Origin of the sequence: Polynucleobacter sp. GWA2_45_21, from assembly GCF_001830325.1 — a bacterium.
Lineage (GTDB): Bacteria > Pseudomonadota > Gammaproteobacteria > Burkholderiales > Burkholderiaceae > Polynucleobacter.
In genome coordinates, this window is sequence record NZ_MHZG01000015.1 from 14,924 (window position 1) to 32,778 (window position 17,855).

Below are 17,855 nucleotides of genomic sequence, written 5' to 3' on the forward strand. Positions count from 1 at the left end.
ATGAGAGTGATCAATCAATTTATTTCTGTTCTAGCTGCTTTCCATTTCCTTCTTGGTAATGCATTTGCTACCTCAGAATTTTTGCCGCCTGAAAAAGCATTTCAGGCTGAAGCTACTTGGGTAGCAAATACCAATGACATTGAATTAGAGATTTTCCCGGCTAAGAGTTACTACATCTATCAAGAGTCCCTGCATTTCAAGATGGGCTCCCAGCCCAACAAATTAGAGGCAGTGAAGGCGCCATTACCGCCTGGAATCGAAAAGTTTGATGAAACTTTCCAAAAGAAAATGCAGGTTTATAAGCAGGCATTTCTTCTTACCTTAGATAAAAAAGCCGAAGCAGGAAAGCCTCTATATCTAGAGTTGGAGTTGCAAGGATGCGCTGAAGCGGGTATTTGCTATCCACCCATGACTCTCAAATTTTTGCTTGCAGGCCCTGGTGTAAAGGCTGGACCGATACCGGAGGTATTGGACGGGGCAAGCAATTCGTCCAAAAAAGAATTCAGCTTGGTGGATCTATGGCGCGAGCGAGATGACGTTAATGCGATTAGTCGCCTCTTGGAAAGTACGCCGACTGGATATCTATTCCTGGCCTTTTTCATTCTGGGCTTGGCATTAGCTTTCACACCCTGTGTGCTTCCAATGCTACCCATTCTGTCTAGTGTGGTGTTTGGAACACAGGGTAAGCAATCCATCGGAAAGGGTCGAGCAAGTCTCTTGGCCATGGCTTATGTGCTTGGCATGGCCTGCGTCTACGCTTTAGCGGGAGTCTTGATGGCTGCTCTGGGTGGTAGCGTCCAAAGAGCCCTGCAGAGCCCTATAGCGCTGATTGGGTTTGCATTGCTACTACTAGCACTATCTGGGAGCTTATTTGGCCTGTATGAGCTCAGAATGCCCCAATCTTGGCAGGAAAAAGTCGACCAATTAGCAGGACGTCATAAAGGCGGAAGCTTTTTTGGTGCCTTTGCTTTGGGTGGAATTTCGACATTAGTCGCTAGCCCTTGCATTACTGCCCCTTTGGCTGGAGTGCTTGCTTTCATTGCCCAAACAGGATCAATGAGTTTGGGGGCAGGGCTACTGTTTGTGATGGCTTTGGGTATGGGCTTGCCACTTCTCTTTATTGCTATTGAGGCGCGCATTCTCATTCCATCAACTGGTATTTGGATGGTTTGGTTGCAAAGAACACTCGGCGTTTTATTGGTGGCAACTGCAGCTTGGATTGCTTCACCTTTGTTACAAAGTAGTAACGAAGCGGGTGGCAAGATGATGGCTAATGGCCAACGCCAACACCAGATTGGAAATGCGAATTTTGCTGTAATTCAATCTAGTGCCCAGTTAGATCAATTTTTGACTCAAGCAAAAGAGCAGAAGAAATTAGTGCTCCTAGATTTTTATGCAGACTGGTGTATCTCCTGCAAAGAGATGGAGATCAATACCTTTGCTAATTCTGAAGTGAATCAAGAGCTGCAGAAATTTGTTTTGCTACAAGCTGATGTAACAAAGAACAGTCCTGAGAATCAGGAATTACTAAAGCGTTTTGGATTATTCGGGCCACCTGGAATTTTGATCTTTGATCTCAATTCAGAAGAGTTAAAAGATCAGCGGGTAATTGGCTTTATGCCGCCACAACGTTTTGCTGAGCGCTTGAAAAAGGCATTGGGAAATTAGATCACCTGAGACTGAATAAGTTTTTACTTATTCAGTCTTCATCATCAAATTTATTTACTTGCTTTGAGAAGACGCGCAGCCTCGAGCGCAAAGTAAGTCAATATCCCATCTGCGCCAGCACGTTTAAATGCGAGCAAGGATTCCATCATCACAGCATCATGATCAAGCCAGCCATTTTGTGCTGCAGCTTTGAGCATAGCGTACTCACCGCTCACTTGATAGGCGTAAGTTGGGTAATTAAATTCATCACGAACTCTACGTACGATATCTAAGTAAGGCATGCCAGGCTTGACCATCACCATATCAGCACCTTCGCTGATATCGAGTGCAACCTCCCGCAAAGCCTCATCAGTATTGGCGCAATCCATTTGATAGGTTTTTTTATCGGCTTTACCTAAATTTTTTGCTGAACCTACTGCATCACGAAACGGGCCATAAAAAGCCGAAGCGTATTTGGCTGAGTAAGCCATGATGCGAGTGTGAATGAGTTTATTTTGCTCTAGTGCTTCACGAATTTTTCCGATGCGGCCATCCATCATGTCTGATGGTGCCACGATATCAACACCAGCTTGAGCTTGAGTAATCGCTTGTTGTACCAAGATTGCCGTAGTCTCATCATTCAGAATGCGACCGTGCTCATCTAATACACCATCCTGACCATGACTTGTGTAAGGGTCAAGTGCGACATCAGTCATGATGCCCAAATTAGGAAAGCGTTTCTTGAGTTCACGTACTGCAGTCGGAATTAAACCGTTGGGATTAAAAGCTTCATTGCCATCAGGCGTTTTTAGGGATGCATCAATTACCGGAAAGAGCGCCATCACAGGAATGCCTAATGCAACGCATTCTTCGGCAACGCTATAAAGTAAATCGAGAGATACGCGATTAACTCCCGGCATGGAGCTAACGGCTTGAGACTGATTGCTACCCTCAAGCAAGAAGACGGGGTAAATCAAATCACTGGCGTGGAGATGGTTCTCTTGCATCAGGCGACGAGACCAATCATCACGTCGCATACGGCGAGGGCGATGATTTGGAAAGTTCAATAAAGAGTTAGCTTGTGATTTCATCTTCTTGAGTCTCTGCTTCAAATAACCATTTAATAACTGTATTGTCGGCCTCTTCAAGGCCAATTCGCTTGGTACTTGAGAATAATTGTGCCGTAAGTTGTTTGGATTCACCATTGCCATCGGGCAGCGCTGGATCATATTGCTGCAACTGTTTGCGCACAGCTTCTAAAGCATGCTTGCATTCACTTTTATTGAGCTTGTCGCACTTGCTGAGCAAGATATGGATTGGTTTGCCGGTTGGGACAAACCATTGGATCATTTGCTCGTCCAGATCGGTGATTCCACGCCTGGAGTCCACGATGAGAATCATCCCGACTAGCTGCTCCCGCTCCTGCAAATAATCGCTTAGAAGGCTATTCCAGTGGTATTTGGTCTCATGATTAACGGCGGCATAGCCGTATCCCGGTAAATCCACCAGATAGGCTAGTAGGTCGTCCTTAGCAAAAAGCCCAAAATAGTTAATGTGTTGGGTGCGCCCCGGCGTTTTACTGGCAAAAGCAAGCCGTTTTTGGTTGCAAAGTACATTAATTGCGCTAGATTTACCCGCATTTGAGCGCCCAGCAAAGGCCACCTCCCGGAGTGGAGTGGCAGGCAGGCAATGGGTGTCATTGACTGTGGTCGCGAATCGGGCTTGAAAGAGTTTAGACATGTCCAGAAGCTATTGTAAAATCACGCAAAATCATGAAATATCTCATGGTGTTGGGTAAAAGGTTGTAAAAGCAGGGCCCAAACACTTTTAGGAATTTTTGCCAAGGTAAACATAATGCGTCAAACCTCTCAAATCTCCAAATTAACTAGCGTCAGCGCTAGCCTAGCCGCTGGCTTAGTTCTGGCATTGACCAGCTTCTCCGGCGTAGTTAACGCTGCAGATGCTGCCACTGCGGCCGCCCCAATGGCCGAAGCTGCTGCTAAGCCGGTAGTTCCAGGTAAGCCAAAAGTCGATCTGGCAGCTGGCGAAGCGCTTTACTCTAACGGCGATGCTAGCCGTGGCGTGACAGCCTGCTTGACTTGCCATGGCCCTAAAGGCCAGAGTGCAACAGCAACTTGGCCTAAGTTGTCCGCTCAGCATGCTGCTTACACCACCAAGCAGTTAAAGAACTTTAAGGATGGCACACGCGCCAATCCAGTCATGATGGGAATGGTTGCTACCTTGACTGAGCAAGATATGAACAATATTTCTGCTTATTTGGCTAAACAGCCAGTATCACAGGGCGTTGCTCAAAATAAAGACACAATTGAATTAGGTCAAAGCATCTATCGTGGTGGTATCGCCGCTAAGGGCGTTCCAGCATGCGCAGCATGCCATAGCCCAAATGGTGCTGGTATTCCAGCGCAGTATCCACGTATGGGCGGGCAATGGGCTGAGTACAACGCAGCACAGTTGCTAGCGTTCCGCGAAGGCACGCGTAAGAATAGTACGCAGATGACTACGATTGCTACTAAGCTTTCTGATCAAGAAATGAAGGCTGTGGCTGATTACATGGCGGGCTTGCATTAATTGCCCATTCGGTAATAACAAAAACCCCGCTATTGCAGCGGGGTTTTTTATTGCCTAAAAATTTACCAGGCTCAACGAATTATTAATGGAATTTAGTTTGGTAAAGTGTTTTCACTAGCAAAAAGATCGGCAACGATTTCACGCTTACGAATAAGGTATGCATTTTTTCCATCAACCATAATCTCTGCAGGCTTGGGTCTGGTGTTGTAATTTGATGCCATGACAAAGCCATATGCGCCTGCTGATAGAATAGCCAAGAGATCACCTTCTTCAACAGCAAGTTCTCGATCTCTTCCAAGCCAGTCACCAGATTCGCATACAGGTCCAACGATGTCATAGGTGGAGCTTGCAACTTGCTTAGCTTGAACTGGAACGATGCCGTGATAAGCCTCGTAAAGGGCTGGGCGCATTAACTCTGTCATTGCTGCATCCACAATGCAAAAGTTTTTCTCAGCACCTGGCTTGAGGTACTCCACTTTGGTTAAAAGCACGCCAGCATTGCCCACCAAGGATCTGCCCGGCTCCAAGACTACATCGAGATGCCCAAAGCCACGCTCAGCAACGCGATTGAGCAAGGTGTTGGTGAACTCAGTAATATCCGGTGGGTTGTCTTCCCCATAAGAAATACCAAGGCCTCCACCCAAATCAAGATGATGAATCTCAATACCTTCTTTTTTCAATTGGGCCACTAACTCGAGAACCTTATCAAGCGCATCAAGGTAGGGTGCGGTGGTGGTGATTTGTGAGCCAATATGACAATCAATGCCAACTACATCAATTTGTGAAAGTAGTGCTGCTTCACGATATGTTTTTAGGACCTCATGATAGGCAATGCCAAATTTATTTCCTTTTAATCCAGTAGAGATATAGGGATGTGTTTGTGCATCCACATCGGGATTCACGCGTAAGGAAATTGGGGCACGGCAATTCAGCTTAGTGGCAACACGATTAATTTGGTGGAGCTCCGCAATCGATTCCACATTGATGCATTTAACACCTGCTTGCAATGCTTGGGCGATTTCATTTGCAGATTTACCTACGCCTGCAAATACCAAACTCTTTGGGTCTGCACCCACTGCAAGGGCACGAGCTAACTCACCGCCACTCACTAGGTCAAATCCAGAGCCTAATTTTTTAAAGCAATCAATCACTGCAAGATTGCTATTAGCCTTCATTGCATAGTGGACACGGGCACGTCTTTTGCCAGAGGAATCTACACATGCTTTGTCATAGGCTTGATACGCTTGGGTTAAAGCCTTCCTGCTATAGATATACAGGGGTGTACCAAACTCTTTTGCCAAATCTGACAAAGGAATTTCTTCTGCATACCAAGTGCCGTTTCGTTCTGTAAATCCAGCTAAGTCGGGGAGTGGAATCGCTTTACTTGTCATTGCTTGGCCGATGATGGGTTAGTAGCAGCAGGGCTTTGGGGTGGATAGAGCTTGCCTTTGGGTTCTTGCTCAGAAGGAGGGCTAGGCGCCGGTGGCACATTTGGCAAATATAAGGGCCCTCTTACCCCACACCCAACAAGGGATATTAGAAGGCTAATGCCCAGAGTTCTTTTAAGAATCGCTATCATGAATGTCTCTAAAACGAATGATTGAATATAGCATGCAGGACTCTAATATGAAGCCAAGCAATTTAACGGTGGAAACCATTGATGACAAGCAATTCCATCAGCTGGGCAGTAATTTATTGCAGTCAATAGAAGTGGCTTTGGAGGCTGCAGACGATGCGTTGGATTTAGACCTTGATGTAGAACGCCAGGGTGGCAACGTCATCAATATTCGATTTAGGGATCGCAGTGTCATTGTGGTCAATACCCAACCTCCTTTGCACGAGATCTGGGTAGCTGCTAAATCTGGCGGTTATCACTATCGCTGGGCTGGCACCTTAGCTTCACCACAGTGGCTGGATACCAAAACTGGGCGCGAGCTATTGAGTGACTTATCAGAGTTTGCTAGCGCTCAAGCTGGGCAGGCGATCACTATTGGTCTACTCGGGAAATAAGCAGCAATATCCCGGGAAATTAAACTGCCCCAGTTGCTGTGAGTGTCTCGATGACCTGAGCATCGGGAACACTCTTAATTTGAGCTTTGCCAATCTTTTCTAAAACAACGTATCGAATCTGACCACCCTCAGTCTTTTTATCTACTTGCATTAATTCCATATAACGTTGCGCACCAAACTTCGGAGGTGCAATCGGTAGATTCATAGATTGAATGATACGAGTGAGACGATCGGCCTCATCTTGAGTGATGAAGTTCAGGCGTCGTGAGAGGTCTGCTCCCATGACCATCCCGCAGCCAACGGCTTCACCATGCAACCACTCGCCGTAACCCATACCTGCCTCAATCGCATGACCAAAGGTGTGTCCAAAATTGAGAGTAGCGCGAATGCCACCTTCTCTTTCGTCCGCTGAAACAACTGCTGATTTAATTTCGCAAGAACGTAACACTGCATGCGCCATTGCTGCTGTATCGCATGCCAATAAAGCTTTTGCATTTGCTTCAATCCAACTTAAGAACTCCGCATCCGCAATAGCGCCATGCTTGACCACTTCAGCGAGGCCCGCAGAGAGCTCACGCGCTGGTAATGTCTTCAATGTATTGAGGTCGGCAATGACTGCTGCAGGCTGATGAAACGCGCCAATCATATTTTTCCCAAGCGGATGGTTAATGCCTGTCTTGCCGCCGACAGAGGAGTCCACCTGGGCTAGTAAGGTTGTTGGCACTTGAATGAAGCGGATACCGCGCATAAAGCTAGCAGCAGCAAAGCCAGTCATGTCGCCAATGACGCCGCCACCTAAAGCAACCAACATGGTTTGACGATCAGCGCCAAACTTGAGGAGGTCATCAAAAATTAACTGAAGATTTTTCCAGTCTTTATAAGATTCTCCATCAGGCAAGACAATGGTTCTGACTGGCTTGCCGAGTTTCTCTAAAGTTTTGGTGAGGCGCTCTGCATACAAAGGGGCAACAGTAGTATTGGTAACGATATAAATCGATGTCGCTTTTTCACAGGCGCTAAATAATTGTGGCTGATCTATTAAATCGGTACCAATATGAATAGGGTAGCTACGGTTGCCTAGATCAACTTCTAATGTTTTCATTGATAAATTTATGCGGAGAGTTCGAGTTGCATGATGAGAGTGTTGACGAGTTGATTGACGCTGGGTTTCCCAGTTTCAATGACATAGTCAGCGATTTCGCGATACAAAGGATCGCGAACGGCGTATAGGTTTTCTAAAATCTTTTTTGCATCACCATTTTTTAGTAGCGGCCTACCTTCGCCACCCTTAGTCCGATGCCATAGTTCCATCGGATTGGCGTGCAGATAAATTACTGTTCCTCTTTCGCTGAGGAATTGACGATTCTCTGGCAGGAGTACGGCGCCACCACCGGTTGCCAAGATGACATCATGTTCAGCTGTAATGTCTCTAATGGCCTGAGCCTCGCGTTTGCGAAATCCATCTTCACCTTCCATTTCAAAGATGACGGGAATTTTGACTCCACAACGATCTTCAATCACATGGTCAGCATCTAAAAAGCGGCGACCCAATTTCTTGGCCAGCAATTTGCCGACGGTCGACTTCCCAGCGCCCATAAGGCCAATTAGGAAGATATTGTTTGATGAAGAGTTCACCCTTCGATTTTATTAGGGTTTGTCCAGCACGGTGGGGGTTAAGAAGACTAATAGTTCAGTTTTATCTGCTAATTTGGATTTGTGGCGAAATAAATGCCCAATCAAGGGAATATCCCCTAGAAGTGGAACCTTGATTTCATCATCGCGTTCGGTGGTTTGAAAAATGCCTCCAATGATGGCTGTGCCCCCATTTTCAACGGTGACTTCAGAACTGAGATTTTTGGTATCAATGGCATAGCCCTGCTCGGTTTTCATGCCAATAGTGTCTTTATTAATGCCTACCAGCATGGAGATTTTTCCGTCAGGATGAATTTTCGGCAAGACCTCTAGGCGTAAGTTAGCCTTGCGAAACTGCAATTTGCTCCCGCTTTGAGAGCTCACTTGATAGGGAAGTTCGGTTCCTTGCTCAATTGTGGCTTTAACTTGATCGCCGGTCATGATGCGCGGGTTAGACAGAATCTTGCCTTGACCATCGGATTCCAGGGCTGAGAGCTCCATTTGTAGAAGGCGGGCTGCATTCTTGGAAACCAGGGTGGCAGCCAAAGTGGCTGGGTTAAAGCCGGCCAATCCAGTTCCTGCGAAGTCAAGGCTTGCGCTGGCATTTTGGTCTGGATGGCTGCCAATACCATTGGCTTGATATCCCAGCTTAATACCTAGCTCACGGGCAAAGCGCTGATCAGCCTCAACGATGCGAGCCTCAATCAGGATCTGGCGAGGGCTATTAATGTGATCGCCCCCAAAAGGCAGAGCAGCATCCTCCCGCCGAAACTTTTGGAAACTCTGAATTTCTGCATGGGGGCCAATCCAGTAAATATCGCCATTTCGGACAAGTCGAAGACCCCGGCTAGCAAGAATGGAATGAAGGGCGGTTTGCCAGGGAGTGTCCTTAAGGTCGACTGAGATCTTGCCCTGAATAGATTCGCTAAGAAGGAAGTTGGTATCCCCCATTTTGGCTAAAACCTGCAAAAGCTCAGTCATTTCAATTTGGCTAAATTGCAGGCTAATGCGACCCTCTTTGCGGTTGCCTGAGGAGTTTGCTTCAGGGTGGTTTCCGAGGGCTGGATTGAAACAAAAAGTCAGAATTAGGAGAAGAAAGTGGGTGGGGATATTTAGTAAGATTTTCAATAGAGTCACTCTGATTGGGTTGACTTAAAAGTGATGGATTTCCCTTTTGGGTGAGTCAAAACAGCTAGCTCTTTTTCGGCTTGAGTTAGGCGCCATTCCCCTAGGGCCTGACCCCCCTTGACCACCATCTTGGTGGAATTGCCGGTATGGAAAAAAGCTTGCTCTGCTGCCCCCATACGGGTGATGCCTAAATATCGCCAACGACGAAGTTCAGCCTCATGCGGTATCACTACCGGTTTACTTTGAGCACTCTGAGTTGGCCTTTTTTCCTCAAATGAGTGAATACTTACTTCTATTTCTTCTATTGCCTGGTATAGATCATCTTTCTCAGATGCCCATTCGGTTTGTGAGAATTCAAATTCTTCTTTGAGTGCCAATAGTTGGTTTTGTAGGGTGCTTATTTCAAGTACATCCACAGATTTATTGTTGTCAAAATAAAAAAAGAAGCCCCCTCCACAGAGTAATAAGAGGACGCCAAATAGCCAAAGCGAGTTGAAAGTCAGGCCTTTCAGTTCAAAGGATTTGGCAGAAAAAGCAGGCTTGGAAGTCTTGTTTTGGGGCGGTGTATCCACCTTGGGGGAGGGTGTTTTGCGAATGCCATGGGGATCTGGAATGGCAGGGTCATCTCCCAGCTCCCTCAGAATGTCGTCAAAAGATTGGGGGGAAATGTGGCGTGGAGGCATGCCATATTGTTCGCCCTGAGGATGGTGAAAACGATCGGTACAAGCAGAATTCGCTGTCAGAAAAATCTGCCAAAAAATGTTTCAAACAAGGGTTTTGGAGCTTTCGGGAAAAGTGCTTAAGCACCCTATAATTTGATTCTATGGCTCTAACTCCAAAAGACAAGCCGCCCATAAACAGGCGGTTTAACCGACAGCCTGATAGACGTCCTGGTCAGCCAAGAGCGGAGCATCCCTCGCACAGAAAATCTGGGAGCAATCCCCTGATTAAGGCGCTGCTAATTATCAGCATGGTCTTTGCGGTGGTAGTCACATTGCTTCTGGGATACGCCTTCTTAATTGCTAAGCCGAATTTGCCGAAGATCTCCGCTTTAGTGGATTACAACCCCAAAACGCCATTACGTATCTATACGGCTGACAAAGTCTTAATAGGTGAGTTTGGAGAAGAGCGCCGAAATGTAATTCCATTGAGCGAAATTCCGATGACTATGCGCAATGCAGTCTTGGCTATTGAGGATGATCGCTTTTACTCTCATGGCGGCGTAGATTATGTGGGCATCTTAAGGGCTGCTCTTACCAATTTACGCGGCAATCTTTCTCAGGGTGCATCCACCATCACGATGCAGGTTGCTCGAAATTTCTTTCTTAGCAATGAAAAGACCTTTAGTCGGAAGATTTACGAGGTTCTCCTCTCTTGGGAAATTGAGTCCCAATTAAGCAAAGACAAGATTCTAGAGATTTATATGAATCAGATCTTTTTGGGGCAAAGAGCTTATGGATTTTCTAGCGCAGCCCAGATTTATTTTGGCAAAGAATTAAAGGACATCACGATTGCTGAATCTGCGATGTTGGCAGGTTTGCCTAAAGCGCCATCGGCATATAACCCGGTAAGCAATTTCCGTCGCGCAAAAATTCGTCAGGAATACATTTTGCAGCGTATGCGGGATTTGTCGTACATCACTCCCGAGCAGTATCAGGTTGCCATGGCAGAAGAGTTGCATATTCGGGGTCTTGGAAATGAATTTAGCACTCGCGCCGATTTTGCTTCAGAGATGGTGCGTCAATTGCTGTTTACGCAATACGGCGAGGCAATTTATTCCCAGGGAATAGATGTATACACTACGATCCTGAAAGCAGATCAAGATGCTGCATACAGAGCAGTGCGCCGTGGTATTTTCGAATATGATTTGCGCCACGCTTATCGTGGGCCCGAAGGTTTTATTGATTTGCCGGAAGATCCAGTGAAGCGTCAGCGTGCAATTGATGAGGCTTTGTTGGCATATCCCCAGTTAGATGATTTGCAGTCTGGTGTAGTGCTCGGTGTCAAGCCAAAAGAACTGCAGGTCATGATTGCTACTGGAGAGACGATCACCTTAAAGGGTGAGAGTATGAAACTTGCTACCGCTTCGCTAACTGATAGCACCCAACCAAAAAAACGTTTACGCCCTGGTGCCATTATTAGGTTGTTATCTGATGGCGGTATTTGGAAGCTAGCGCAACTACCCCAGGTTGAGGCAGCCTTTATTTCTATGAATGCTGATACGGGTGCGATCCTCTCATTGGTAGGTGGATTTGATTTCCGTCGCAATCAATTCAATCATGTGACTCAGGCCCAGCGCCAACCAGGCTCTTCATTTAAACCATTTATTTATGCTGCCGCAATCGAGAAAGGTTTTTCTCCAAGCACCATGGTGAACGATGCTCCACTATCTATTGGCAGCATGGAAACAGGTAGCCAGGCGTGGGAGCCGAAAAACTATGATGGCAAGTACGAAGGCATGATGCGTTTGCGCACTGCTTTAGCTAAATCAAAAAACTTAGTGTCTGTACGCTTAATTCGTGCCATCGGCCCCTCTTATGCACAAGAATATATTCAGCGCTTTGGGTTTGAGGCAGAGAAGCATCCACCCTATCTAACAATGGCCTTAGGCGCTGGCTCCGTGACACCTTTGCAAATGGCATCTGCCTATAGTGTGTTTGCTAACGGCGGCTATCGTGTGGACCCATACTTGATTAGTAAGATGACAGATTCAAAGGGCACAGTTTTGTTTGAAGCAAAACCCACCCATGCACACGAGGATGCAACTCGAGTATTGGATGCGCGCACAGCCTTTGTGATGGATAGCATGTTGCAAGAGGTTACAAAGACAGGAACGGCTGGAAGTGCAAGAGCGAAATTAGGTCGCAGTGATATTGCCGGTAAAACTGGTACGACTAATGAGTCACACGATGCTTGGTTTGCGGGATACAACCCAAAGGTAGTGGCAATTGCGTGGATTGGTTTTGATAAGCCGGCCAGTCTCGGTGATCGTGAAACTGGTGGCGGTCTTGCTCTGCCAATGTGGATCTCTTATATGAGTACCGCGTTAAAGGATCAGCCGCAACAAGGGCGCGAAGTGCCGGCAGGGGTAACTCAAGTTGATGGTGATTGGTTCATACCTGAGTTCTCTAATGATGGTGGTGTGCGCGAACTGCAGTAGTTCGTTTTAGCGATGGCAAGGCAAGCACGCACCATTATTCCTGGCCAAGCAATGCATGTCATGGTTCTCGGTAATAATCGGGAAACACTTTTTTTTAATGATGCTGATCGTCGTATCTATTTAGATTGGCTACGAGAGGCTGCAAAACAATTTGGTAGTGCGGTGCATGCATTCGCTTTGATGCCAAATCATGTACATCTCTTGATGACCCCCCAAAATGCTGACTCGCTCGCAAAGACGATGCAATCTCTGGGTAGGCGTTATGCCCAGTACTTCAATCAACGGCACCATCGTTCTGGAACAATTTGGGAGGGGCGCTATCGTTCTTCGTTGATAGATCCTGATTATTTTCTGCGCTGCCAACGCTATATTGAGCTCAATCCTGTCAGGGCTGGTTTTGAATCTAGCCCTCAAGATTCAACTTGGACTAGCTTTGCATCCCACATTGGTGGGAATGCGGAACCTTGGTTGGTTGATCACCAGCACTTTTGGAAATTGGGTAATACCCCTTTTGAGCGTCAAATGACTTGGGCAGGATTTGTGAAGGAAGGGGCGCCCCACTGGGAAGATCGCCAAATTACTGAGGCATTGGTGAGATCTAAGCCCTGGGTAAGCGATATTTATGCCAAAAAGTTGTTTAAAGATAATCCTGATCAAGTGTTAATTCGTCATCGTGGACGCCCAAAGAAATTAATACCAATAAATTCAATGGCTTAAGCAATACTTAAGGGCTTTAGTGTTTTACTGTTTCGCCATAAAGTTCTGACTCTGTCCCTTTTATATAAATGAGTTTTGCTGATTGCCTAATTTAAATGGGACAGACTCATTTTATTTCTATTGCATCAGCATGGGTATTCCCCTATATTTGATCCTCCAAAAGTAATCAGGCCCCCTGGGCAAACGGAAATACCATGACTACACAAATGAACACAGACCTTCGTCCAATTGCACAGGGTCTTTACGATCCACAAAATGAGCATGATGCTTGCGGCGTAGGATTCGTCGCACACATCAAGGGCAAGAAGTCACATGAGATCGTTACTCAAGGATTGAAAATTCTTGAGAACTTGGATCACCGGGGAGCTGTTGGTGCTGACCCATTGATGGGTGATGGCGCTGGAATTTTGATTCAGGTTCCTGATACTTTGTATCGCGAAGAAATGGCTAAGCAAGGTATTGAATTGCCGCCTTTCGGTGAGTACGGCGTCGGCATGATTTTCTTGCCCAAGGAGCATGCCTCCCGTTTGGCTTGCGAGCAAGAGTTGGAGCGCACAGTACGCTTGGAAGGTCAGGTCGTATTGGGTTGGAGGGATGTGCCCATCGATGTGAAATTGCCAATGTCTCCAACCGTTCAAATGACAGAGCCATTTATCCGTCAAATTTTTATTGGGCGCGGTCGTGACATCATGACAACGGATGCACTTGAGCGTAAGTTGTATGTCATTCGTAAAACTGCAAGTCATGCAATTCAAGATTTACATTTAAAGCACGGCAAAGAATATTTTGTTGCATCGATGTCTGCTCGCACCATTGTTTATAAGGGCTTGCTGTTAGCAAACCAAGTGGGCGCGTACTACAAAGATTTGCAAGACCCGCGCACCGTGTCTGCTTTGGCTTTGGTACACCAGCGTTTCTCCACAAATACTTTCCCAGCATGGGAGTTGGCTCACCCATACCGCATGATTGCGCACAACGGTGAGATCAACACTGTTAAAGGCAACGTCAATTGGGTGAATGCACGCGAAGGTGCTATCAGCTCCCCAGTATTAGGCGATGATCTTAAAAAATTATGGCCGCTCATTTATCCAGGCCAATCTGACACGGCTTGTTTCGATAACTGCTTAGAGTTATTGGTGATGTCAGGTTATCCCTTGGCACAAGCCATGATGATGATGATTCCAGAAGCATGGGAACAGCATTCATTGATGGATGAAAATCGCCGTGCTTTCTATGAATATCATGCAGCAATGATGGAGCCATGGGATGGCCCAGCTGCTATGGCATTTACAGATGGCCGCCAGATTGGCGCGACCTTAGATCGGAATGGTTTACGTCCAGCGCGTTATTACGTTACTGATGATGATTTAGTCATCATGGGTTCTGAGGCTGGCGTATTGCCAATTCCAGAGAGCAAGATTGTTCAAAAATGGCGCTTGCAACCTGGCAAGATGTTCATGATTGATATGGAACAGGGCCGCATTATTGACGACGTTGAATTGAAAGATGCCGTTTCTAAAGCCAAGCCATATAAGAGTTGGATTGACGCGGTTCGCGTGAAGCTCGATGAAGTTGATGCAAGCAAGGCTGATTTGGTGGATGAAAAGACCACAATTCGCCCAGCTGCAAAATTATTAGATCGTCAGCAAGCTTTTGGTTACACCCAAGAAGATATCAAGTACCTCATGGCACCTATGGCCATGAATGGTGAAGAGGCAATTGGGTCAATGGGTAACGATAGCCCATTAGCTGTGCTCTCTAATAAGAACAAACCACTCTATAACTATTTCAAGCAATTGTTTGCACAGGTGACCAATCCTCCGATTGACTCCATCCGTGAAAACATGGTGATGTCTTTGGTTTCCTTCATTGGACCTAAGCCGAATTTGTTGGATACCAACAATATCAACCCACCAATGCGCTTGGAAGTGAGTCAGCCGATTTTAGATTTTGACGATATGACCAAGATTCGTCATATCGGTCATTACACCAACGGTAAGTTCCGCTCATATGAGTTAGATATTTGCTACCCAGCATCTTGGGGTAAAGCAGGCATCGAGGCTCGCTTGGCATCTTTGTGTGCTGAGGCGGCGGATGCGGTTCGTTCTGGTTACAACATCTTGATCGTGAGCGATCGTCAGGTTGATGAGCAGCATGTAGCTATTCCAGCATTGTTAGCAACTTCTGCAATTCATCAGCACCTAGTAGAAAAAGGTTTGCGTACTAGCGTTGGCCTCGTAGTGGAAACAGGTAGCGCACGTGAGACACATCACTTTGCACTCCTGGCTGGCTATGGTGCTGAAGCAGTTCATCCGTACTTGGCAATGGAAACTTTGGCTGAAATGGCTAAAGGTTTGTCTGGCGATCTGTCAGCAGAAAAAGCAGTTAAGAATTTTGTGAAAGCAGTAGGAAAAGGCTTGCAAAAAGTGATGTCCAAAATGGGTATCTCTACTTACATGTCTTACACCGGCTCACAGATTTTCGAAGCAATTGGTTTAAATAAAGACGTCATTGACCATTACTTCAAAGGTACCCCATCTAACGTCGGTGGTATTGGCGTATTTGAAGTGGCTGAAGAAGCATTGCGTATGCATCAGTCTGCTTTTGGTAATGACCCAGTGCTGACCAATATGCTCGACGCTGGTGGCGAGTATGCATTCCGTATTCGTGGTGAGAACCATATGTGGACTCCAGATACGATTGCAAAGTTGCAGCACTCCACTCGTATTGGTATCGACAAGGGTTATCAAACTTATAAAGAGTACGCCAATATCATCAATGACCAAACTAAGCGTCAGATGACCTTGCGCGGTTTGTTTGAGTTCAAGATTGATCCAGCCAAAGCAATTCCTTTGGATGAAGTGGAGTCAGCAAAAGAAATCGTCAAGCGTTTTGCAACGGGCGCGATGTCTTTAGGTTCGATCTCTACTGAAGCGCATGCTACTTTGGCAATTGCTATGAACCGTATTGGCGGCAAGTCCAATACTGGTGAGGGTGGTGAAGATCCAAATCGTTATGTGAATGAGCTCAAAGGTATTCCTATTAAGAAGGGCGAAACCTTAGCCAGCATTTTGGGCGATGATGTGGTTGAAGCAAATATTCCTTTGCTCGATGGTGATTCATTGCGTTCCAGAATCAAGCAGGTTGCTTCAGGTCGTTTTGGTGTTACTACTGAATACCTCCGTTCTGCCGATCAGATTCAGATCAAGATGGCCCAAGGTGCCAAGCCTGGAGAAGGTGGTCAATTGCCGGGCGGTAAAGTTTCTGATTACATCGGCAAATTGCGTTTCTCTGTGCCAGGCGTTGGTTTGATTTCTCCTCCTCCGCATCACGATATTTACTCGATTGAAGATATTGCCCAGTTGATTCACGATCTGAAGAACGTGAACCCAGCTGCTGACGTATCTGTGAAGTTGGTTTCTGAAGTCGGTGTTGGCACGATCGCTGCTGGTGTTGCTAAGGCGAAAGCAGATCACGTCGTGATCGCTGGACATGACGGCGGTACAGGCGCATCTCCACTGTCTTCTATTAAGCATGCTGGTTCCCCATGGGAATTGGGATTGGCTGAAACCCAACAAACATTGGTGCTCAATGGTTTACGAAGCCGTATTCGTGTTCAAGCCGACGGCCAAATGAAAACAGGTCGTGACGTTGTGATCGGCGCTTTATTGGGTGCTGATGAATTTGGTTTTGCGACAGCCCCATTGGTGGTTGAGGGTTGCATCATGATGCGTAAGTGTCATTTGAATACCTGCCCAGTGGGTGTTGCAACACAAGACCCCGAGTTGCGTAAAAAGTTCTCTGGCAAACCAGAGCATGTTGTGAATTTCTTCTTCTTTATTGCAGAGGAAGTGCGCGAGATCATGGCGCAACTGGGTATTCGTAAGTTTGATGATTTGATTGGTCGCGTTGATTTCTTGGATACCCGCAAAGGTATTGAAAACTGGAAAGTGCATGGCTTGGATTTCAGTAAGATTTTTGCTGAGCCAGCAGTAGCCAAAGATACTCCGCGTTACCAAATCTTGACTCAAGATCATGGTTTGGACAGTGCTTTGGATAACGTTCTGATTGAGAAGAGTGAGCCTGCGCTACAACGTGGCGAGAAAGTCTCTTTCATTGTTCCGGTGAAGAACGTGAACCGTACTGTTGGCGCAATGCTCTCCGGAGAAATCGCCCAGCGTTATGGCCATGCTGGTTTGCCTGATGACACTATTCATATTCAATTGAACGGCACTGCTGGTCAAAGTTTCGCAGCCTTCTTGGCGCGCGGTATTACCTTGGACTTGGTTGGCGACGGTAACGACTACGTTGGAAAAGGCTTATCTGGTGGACGTGTGATTGTGCGTGCACCTCATGAGTTCCGTGGCGATACAGCTAAGAACATCATTGTTGGCAACACTGTTCTCTACGGTGCGATCGGCGGCGAAGCATTCTTCAACGGTGTGGCTGGTGAGCGTTTTGCAGTGCGTAACTCTGGCGCTACAACAGTTGTTGAAGGCACAGGCGATCACGGATGCGAGTACATGACTGGCGGTACTGTTGTGGTGTTGGGCGCAACCGGTCGTAACTTTGCTGCCGGTATGAGCGGCGGTATTGCTTATGTTTACGACGAAGACGGCCTCTTTGAGAAGCGTTGCAATACCAGTATGGCAACTTTGGAAAAAGTATTGCCGTCGGCCGAGCAGATTGCCAAGATGCCTCAGTCACAGTGGCATGCTCCTGTCGATGTGAAGGATGGTGGCGAGCGTATGACTGATGAGCAAATTCTGAAAGGTTTGATTGAGCGTCATTTCCGCCATACCGGCTCTGAGCGTGCTAAAGCACTCTTAGCTGATTGGGAAAATGCCCGCGGTCGTTTTGTGAAAGTGCTGCCTACTGAGTACAAACGTGCTCTAGGTGAGTTGTGGGAAAAAGCGCAAAACAAAACTGTTGCAGCTTAATCAATATAGATATTAAGAAAAGATACTAAGGA

14 protein-coding genes are annotated in these 17,855 nt (G+C 46.6%); 6 read left to right on the forward strand and 8 right to left on the reverse strand.

Annotation, left to right across the window (positions count from 1 at the left end):
- Nucleotides 1-1,668 (forward strand): protein-disulfide reductase DsbD, encoded by a 1,668-nt coding sequence (gene dsbD / locus A2X74_RS09965; RefSeq protein ID WP_293625680.1) that lies wholly within the window; start codon nucleotides 1-3, stop codon nucleotides 1,666-1,668.
- A gap of 50 nt (nucleotides 1,669-1,718) precedes the next feature.
- Here dsbD and hemB read toward each other — a convergent pair whose 3' ends face one another.
- A complete protein-coding gene (gene hemB, locus A2X74_RS09970; protein ID WP_293625801.1) occupies nucleotides 1,719-2,738 on the reverse strand; it encodes a porphobilinogen synthase in 1,020 nt (339 codons plus the stop codon).
- Nucleotides 2,722-3,387: a ribosome biogenesis GTP-binding protein YihA/YsxC gene (gene yihA / locus A2X74_RS09975; RefSeq protein WP_293625682.1), complete on the reverse strand. Its 666-nt coding sequence runs from the start codon at nucleotides 3,385-3,387 to the stop codon at nucleotides 2,722-2,724. Before yihA ends, hemB begins: the two co-directional genes overlap by 17 nt.
- Nucleotides 3,388-3,501: 114 nt before the next feature.
- On the opposite strand from yihA, the gene A2X74_RS09980 reads away from it, so the two are divergent.
- On the forward strand, nucleotides 3,502-4,236 hold the full coding sequence (locus A2X74_RS09980; RefSeq protein ID WP_293625684.1) for a c-type cytochrome: 735 nt from the start codon (nucleotides 3,502-3,504) through the stop codon (nucleotides 4,234-4,236).
- 92 nt (nucleotides 4,237-4,328) lie between these two features.
- Here the strand turns inward: A2X74_RS09980 and lysA are convergent, their stop codons facing one another.
- Complete coding sequence (lysA, locus tag A2X74_RS09985) at nucleotides 4,329-5,627, reverse strand: diaminopimelate decarboxylase (RefSeq protein WP_293625686.1); 1,299 nt, start codon at nucleotides 5,625-5,627, stop codon at nucleotides 4,329-4,331.
- Nucleotides 5,624-5,815, reverse strand: a complete 192-nt coding sequence (locus tag A2X74_RS11010) for a lipoprotein (RefSeq protein WP_363925355.1) — start codon at nucleotides 5,813-5,815, stop codon at nucleotides 5,624-5,626. Before A2X74_RS11010 ends, lysA begins: the two co-directional genes overlap by 4 nt.
- A 47-nt stretch (nucleotides 5,816-5,862) precedes the next feature.
- On the opposite strand from A2X74_RS11010, the gene cyaY reads away from it, so the two are divergent.
- Nucleotides 5,863-6,246, forward strand: a complete 384-nt coding sequence (cyaY, locus tag A2X74_RS09990) for an iron donor protein CyaY (RefSeq protein WP_299765541.1) — start codon at nucleotides 5,863-5,865, stop codon at nucleotides 6,244-6,246.
- Between the two features lie 19 nt (nucleotides 6,247-6,265).
- On the opposite strand, the gene aroB is transcribed toward cyaY, so the two are convergent.
- The 4 genes from aroB to A2X74_RS10010 are packed head-to-tail and all read right to left on the reverse strand — an operon-like array spanning nucleotide 6,266 to nucleotide 9,689.
- Nucleotides 6,266-7,348 carry a 3-dehydroquinate synthase gene (gene aroB, locus A2X74_RS09995; protein WP_293625690.1) on the reverse strand — a complete coding sequence of 361 codons (1,083 nt, stop codon included), beginning with the start codon at nucleotides 7,346-7,348 and terminating at the stop codon, nucleotides 6,266-6,268.
- An 8-nt stretch (nucleotides 7,349-7,356) separates the two neighbouring features.
- Nucleotides 7,357-7,881 (reverse strand): shikimate kinase, encoded by a 525-nt coding sequence (locus A2X74_RS10000; RefSeq protein ID WP_293625692.1) that lies wholly within the window; start codon nucleotides 7,879-7,881, stop codon nucleotides 7,357-7,359.
- Between the two features lie 12 nt (nucleotides 7,882-7,893).
- Nucleotides 7,894-9,006, reverse strand: coding sequence for a secretin and TonB N-terminal domain-containing protein (locus A2X74_RS10005; RefSeq protein WP_293625694.1), 1,113 nt, complete (start codon nucleotides 9,004-9,006; stop codon nucleotides 7,894-7,896).
- Nucleotides 9,007-9,011: 5 nt separating this feature from the next.
- Nucleotides 9,012-9,689 (reverse strand): hypothetical protein, encoded by a 678-nt coding sequence (locus tag A2X74_RS10010; RefSeq protein ID WP_293625696.1) that lies wholly within the window; start codon nucleotides 9,687-9,689, stop codon nucleotides 9,012-9,014.
- A 287-nt stretch (nucleotides 9,690-9,976) separates the two neighbouring features.
- On the opposite strand from A2X74_RS10010, the gene A2X74_RS10015 reads away from it, so the two are divergent.
- The 3 genes from A2X74_RS10015 (at nucleotide 9,977) to A2X74_RS10025 (ending at nucleotide 17,823) form a co-directional block, all read left to right on the forward strand.
- Nucleotides 9,977-12,166: a penicillin-binding protein 1A gene (locus A2X74_RS10015; protein WP_299765544.1), complete on the forward strand. Its 2,190-nt coding sequence runs from the start codon at nucleotides 9,977-9,979 to the stop codon at nucleotides 12,164-12,166.
- A gap of 12 nt (nucleotides 12,167-12,178) precedes the next feature.
- Nucleotides 12,179-12,883: a transposase gene (locus A2X74_RS10020; protein WP_293625700.1), complete on the forward strand. Its 705-nt coding sequence runs from the start codon at nucleotides 12,179-12,181 to the stop codon at nucleotides 12,881-12,883.
- A 194-nt stretch (nucleotides 12,884-13,077) separates the two neighbouring features.
- On the forward strand, nucleotides 13,078-17,823 hold the full coding sequence (locus A2X74_RS10025; RefSeq protein ID WP_293625702.1) for a glutamate synthase-related protein: 4,746 nt from the start codon (nucleotides 13,078-13,080) through the stop codon (nucleotides 17,821-17,823).
- Nucleotides 17,824-17,855: the final 32 nt, after the last annotated feature.